The 4,553-nt window shown below is 64.4% G+C and carries 4 protein-coding genes; 2 read left to right on the top strand and 2 right to left on the bottom strand.

Features of this window, described 5'->3' with window-relative positions:
- A partial coding sequence (locus GSQ76_RS29800) for an Ldh family oxidoreductase (RefSeq protein ID WP_216851356.1) occupies positions 1 to 1,051 on the top strand: 1,051 nt, incomplete at its 5' end.
- A 46-nt stretch (positions 1,052 to 1,097) separates the two neighbouring features.
- Here the strand turns inward: GSQ76_RS29800 and GSQ76_RS29795 are convergent.
- A complete protein-coding gene (locus tag GSQ76_RS29795) occupies positions 1,098 to 2,192 on the bottom strand; it encodes an Ldh family oxidoreductase (RefSeq protein ID WP_158747713.1) in 1,095 nt (364 codons plus the stop codon).
- Between the two features lie 22 nt (positions 2,193 to 2,214).
- The gene (locus GSQ76_RS29790) at positions 2,215 to 3,492 is read right to left on the bottom strand and encodes an MFS transporter (protein WP_158747712.1); all 1,278 of its coding nucleotides are present in this window, start codon (positions 3,490 to 3,492) and stop codon (positions 2,215 to 2,217) included.
- A 126-nt stretch (positions 3,493 to 3,618) separates the two neighbouring features.
- Between GSQ76_RS29790 and GSQ76_RS29785 the strand changes: the two genes are divergently transcribed.
- Positions 3,619 to 4,553 (top strand): mandelate racemase/muconate lactonizing enzyme family protein (locus GSQ76_RS29785; RefSeq protein ID WP_158747711.1); only part of this gene is annotated, 935 nt, incomplete at its 3' end.

The raw sequence follows: 4,553 nt of genomic DNA, 5'->3' as shown, positions 1-4,553 counted from the left end.
GAGTGAACTGTACTCGGCCGATGCGCTCAGGCAGTTCGCTGCCCGCGCCTTTACCGCGGTCGGCCTGCCCGATGACGATGCCGCCGCCGTGGCGGGGCTGATGGTGGAGGCGGACCTGGTCGGGGCCGACGCGCACGGCATCTTCCGACTGCCGCAGTATATCCGCCGGATCGAGGGCGGGGCTGTCAATCGCACGCCAAACATCACCGTCAACCGCACGGCTGCGGCGACGGCGTTGGTTGACGGTGATAACGGCATGGGCCACCTGGTGATGTCCCAAGCCGCCGCCACTGCGGTCGATCTTGCGCGCGAGTCAGGCGTCGGCTGGGTAGGCGTGCGCCGGTCCAACCACGCTGGCCCGGCGTCGCTCTACGCCGCGATGCCGGTAACGCACGGCATGGTCTCGCTCTACTCCGCCGTCGCCAACGCCAACCACATGGCCCCCTGGGGTGGCAATGAATTGCTGTTGGGCACCAACCCGCTCGCGATCGGTATCCCCGCCGGAGACGGGCCGCCCGTGCTGCTGGACATCGCCACCACCGTTGTCTCCTACGGCACGATCAAGAACTACGTCCTGCAAGGTAAGACCATGCCGGCGGGCTGGATGATCGACCGCGCCACCGGTGTGTCACTGACAGATTCCGCCCGCAGCGGCGAGGGCACGTTGCTGCCGATCGGCGGCTACAAGGGCGCGGGCCTGTCGATGGTGCTTGGCCTGCTGGCCGGCACGCTGAACGGCGCCGCGATAGGCCGTCAGGTCGTCGATTTCAACGCGGACGATCACAGCGCCACGAATACCGGGCACTTCATCGTCGCCCTGGACATCGCACGCTTCCTGGACCCGGCGGTGTTTGCCGCTGGCGTGCTGGCCCATCTGAATGAGCTTCGGGAGTCTGGCCGCTTGCCCGGCGTGGAGATCATCCGGCTGCCCGGCGACGAACGCGCCCGTCGCCGCGAGCGCCGGGTTCAGGAGGGCGTCCCGATCGTCCCGGCGCTGCAATCCAAGCTGGAAGAACTCGGCCGGGATCTTGGCATTGGCGGCCTCGGCTGAAGCGTTGTAGGCAAACCCTGATTAGGCCTGCCCGTATTTTTGCCAGTCATCCCTCCAGGATATAGGGCGCGCCGCAGCCTTCGCAGACCGCGCGCAGCTTCGCCAGCAGCGTTTCCGGCAGGGGAATGCCGTCGCGCAGACGCTCTGCCCGAGTTGCAGCCTCTGGATCGCCGGGCACCAGAACGGGGCGGGCCGGATTGGCGGGGGGCGTGTTGTGCAGCTCGTCGATGACAGCGTCCATGTCGTCCACGAAGCCGCCATCCTGGCGAAACGCCGCCGGGTCCATCGCCAGGAAGAAATGGCCCAGCCGATCCGGATCATTCGGCTTCTGGGTGCGATTGCGGATCGGGGAGAAGGGTGCGCCCGACAGCCCACCGCCGAGAATATGGACCATGAGGCCGAGCCCGTAACCCTTGTAGCTCGACATAGCCTCGATCCCGCCCAGGGGCGTGAGGCCGCCCTGGTCGCGATTGTAGATGATGTCGAACCCGGTGGCCGAATCCTCCACCACGGTGCCGTCGGCATCCATCACCCAACCCGGCGGCAGCTTCTTGTTGTGCAGATCGTACACCTTGACCTTGTTCGACGCGACGGTGGAGGTCGCCATGTCCAACAGGAAATCGTGGTTGTGCCCGGCGGGGGCGGCGAAGGCGAACGGATTGGTGCCCAGCATCGGGATCGCCGCCCGGGTCGGGACGACCGCGATGGTGCGGGTGGCGCTTGTGACCATGCCGACAAGGCCGTGTTTCGGCGCCATCGCCGCGTAGTAGCCGGCTGCGCCGAAATGGTGGGAGTTGTAGACCGACACCGCTGCCAACCCGGTCTTCTTCGCTTTCGCGATCGCCAATTCCATTCCCATGACCGACGCTGGGTGCCCCATTCCCGCATCGGCATCCATCAGCGCGGTCACCGGCGTCTCCCGCACGACGCGGGGCCGGGCGGCCACATTGATCTTGCCCAAACTGCGCGAGCGATCGTAGTCCATGAGCATCGAGATGCCGTGGGAATCGACACCTGAGAGATCCGTGGCGACCATCACCTCCGCCGTGATGTCGCGTATATCGGCCGGTATGCCCCAGCTTTCCAGGATTGCGGTGATTTGCGCTCGAACACGGTCTGCCGGAATGCGGATACTGGCCATGTCGGCCTCCCTTCGTCTTGCGTTACGTCGCCGCCTGCTGTCGTAGCGCCGGCGCCGCACCGGACCTGACAAACACCACCAGGCCGAGCGCCCCCAGCACCGCGACCACACAAGCGAAATCGAAGGACAAACCATAGCCGCCGCCATGCTGCACGATGAGCCCGCTGAGCAGCGGACTGATAGCGCCGGACAGCGTGCCGATGGTGCTGGCATAGCCTGTCACGGTGCCGACGCGGTTGGCGGGGACCAGTTCCCCGATGAGCACCCAACAGGCGCTGGGCACCATGTGCAGGGTAAAATTACCAAGGCCGATAATGGCGACGGCCATCGCGACGGACGATACGGTATCGGCGAGCGCCATGCAGGTGGCGGAGACCAGTAGAGCGATGATTGCCACCAGTTTGCGACCGGCAAGCGCATTGCCGCTGCGCCGGAACATCCAGTCCGATATGCCACCACCAACGATGGCGCCGCCAGCGCCGAGCAGCCACGGAATAGCATTCACCAGGCTCATGCTCGCCATATCCAGGTGACGCACAGTGGTGAGGTAGGTGGGCAGCCAGGATAGCAGCAGGAAGTTCACGTACTGGCTGGCGAAGAATGCTGCGGCGATGGCGAGGATAGTCGGCGATAGAAGATAGGTTGCGATCGGTTGCGGCGGGGGCGGCGGTGGTGCTGCAGCATGACTTTGCTGAATAAACGAACGCTCCGCCTCGCCAATGTGCGGGCTGCTGGCGGGCGTGTCCGCCCCAAACAGCATCCATGGCACAACCCAGACCAGCCCGATGAGCGTGATCGCACCAAAGGCCCAGCGCCACCCGAAGGAGAGTGCGAGCAGACCGACGAGCGGGCCGGCGATCGCGGCGCCCAGCATATTGCCGGTGTTCAGCACGGTGCCCATCACCATGCCGGCCTCCTCCCGCGGGAACCACGCGCGGATGGTCTTCACCGTCAATGGGGTTTGCGGGCCTTCGCCCAGGCCGAACAGAAACCGGACGACCAGCAAGCCGACGAAGTTGGTTGCCAGCACCGTGGCGCCGCATAGCAGAGACCATGCCGTCATCGCACCGATATACACCCGCCATGGCCCGAACAGGTCGGCCAGCGCGCCGCCCACCAGGCCAAACAATGCGAACCCAATGAAGAAGCCGCTGAAGATCATCCCCATCTGACCGGGGTTGAGATGCAGTTCGCGGGAAATGAGCGGAGCCGCGATGCCGATGGACGAGCGATCGATGTAGTTGATGATCGCCGCCAAAAATAACATCCCCGCAATCACGTAGCGATACCGGCCAGACAATGCCGTTCCTCCCTGGACTGTTTTGCGCGTGTGTGCGAGGCGTATGCTGCCCGCCATCATTCAAGGCCGCGCGGCGCAGTTTCGCAAGCAAGCACGTGCGATATTTCTCGCGTAGGAAATGCACCCATGAAAATAATCACCGTCCAAACCACGATCGTGCGAGTGCCGTTCACCCATGGTGACGACAGCAGTTCGGGCCGTGCGGGCAATCTGCGTCTGTCAACGATGAACACACTATTGACCCGTGTCGAAGCGGAAGGTGGGCTCGTGGGGTGGGGCGAAGCATTCGGGTTCAATCTGGTAGACGCGACCAAGGCAGCAATCGATACGGTCATCGCCCCACTCTGCATTGGCTACGATGTGCGCGACCTCGCCGGATTGAACGCGTTATTGAGCCGACGCCTGCATAACTATGGTCGCAACGGGCCAACGAGCTTCGGCATTGCCGGCGTGGATATCGCGCTGTGGGATATCGCAGGTAAGATCGCTGGCAAGCCGCTGCATCGTTTGCTGGGTGATGGCGATCGGAGAAAGGTGCCAAGTTACGCCAGCCTATTGCGCTACGGCGATGCGGGCACGGTGGCGCGCAACGTGGCGCGCGCAGTGGCACAGGGCTACCGCGCGGTGAAGCTGCACGAAATCGACCCGGCTATCGTGCGCGCCGGACGCGATGCGGCCCCCCCGTCGGTGCCGATCTTCCTGGACGTCAATTGCCCATGGCATCCAGCAGAAGCGATAGCCTTTGCCGAGACCATGCGCGGATGCGATATCGGATGGCTGGAAGAGCCAGTGTGGCCGCCGGAAGACATTCCTGGCCTTGCGCAAGTTGCCAAGGCCAGTCAAATCCCGGTGGCAGCTGGCGAGAACATCGTGACATTATTCGAGTTCAAGGCGATGTTTGCCGCCGGCGCCGTGCGATACGCGCAACCGAGCGTGACCAAAGTCGGCCTGTCCGGCATGCGCGCCATTGCAGAGGCGGCGGCGGCCCATGGCGTCTCGCTGGCGCCGCATTCACCCTATTTCGGACCCGGCTTGCTGGCCACGGTGCATATTGCCGCTGC

The organism is Acidisphaera sp. L21 (assembly GCF_009765685.1).
Classification (GTDB): Bacteria; Pseudomonadota; Alphaproteobacteria; order Acetobacterales; family Acetobacteraceae; genus LMUY01.
This window is presented reverse-complemented; position numbering and strand designations above follow the sequence as displayed.

What these genes read in the sequence shown, in the direction of transcription:
- GSQ76_RS29795 (WP_158747713.1), bottom strand. Translation starts at nt 2,192, where the DNA reads ATGGCCAGTATCCGCATTCCGGCAGACCGTGTTCGAGCGCAAATCACC.